The 775-nt window shown below is 56.8% G+C and carries 1 pseudogene; it reads right to left on the bottom strand.

Annotated features, from left to right (window positions below):
- A pseudogene (locus BN1130_RS06885) lies at window positions 1-578 on the bottom strand (transposase family protein); the annotation flags it as partial.
- Window positions 579-775: the final 197 nt, after the last annotated feature.

Genomic DNA, 775 nt, shown 5'->3' on the forward strand with positions numbered 1-775 from the left:
ATCCTGACCCTGCAGCAGATAATGCAGCTTGCGGGTGCCGACCCTTGGTTGTCGCAGCCGTATCTGACGCACGAAGCGCACCACCTGCAGCCCCTGTGCATGGCGCAGGTCTGCAACCCGATTGCGCTTGTAGTAAGCCTGACGGCTTATCCCCAGAAACAGGCAAGCCCTGACGATGGTCAGCCTCTCGACTTGCCGCTGCGAGAGGACTTGCCGGGTCGCTTTTTTACGATGGAGACGCCGTAGTCGTTCTTCAGCACATCGACCACGGCCTCAAAGAACTGGGCCTTCTGGCTCATCAGCGCCAGCTGCTGCTCGAGCTCCTTGATGCGCTGTTCGGGCGTCTGGTTGTCGGGGTCAGGCATGGTGATGCTCCTGCCGGCGCGCACAGAAGCCCCCTGGCTCCAATCTTGCCGACCATGTTTACGCAACCATACCAGAACGGTGGAGTTGCCCTGAATGCCGTATCGGGCTTGTGCCTGCTGGCAGGTGAGCTCGCCTTTTTCAATCTGCTCGACCACGGCTAATTTAAAAGTCAGCGAGTAATCGCGCTGTGTCCGTTTCACACCTTGTCCCATCGGGCTCTCCATTTATGTGGGGGAAAGGTGTAAACCATATTCAGGACGGGACAGCAACATGACAAAGGGGGGCATTGCCCCCCCCCCTTCTTTCAGTCTATCGCTCGGTAGATAGCGCCCCCCTCTTGATGCTTTGCAGCAAAATCTTTCAGACGTTCGAAGGCTTAAAAAACCTTGGGCTAATTCTCGAATCGATC

Origin of the sequence: Aeromonas rivuli, from assembly GCF_000820045.1 — a bacterium.
Lineage (GTDB): Bacteria > Pseudomonadota > Gammaproteobacteria > Enterobacterales > Aeromonadaceae > Aeromonas > Aeromonas rivuli.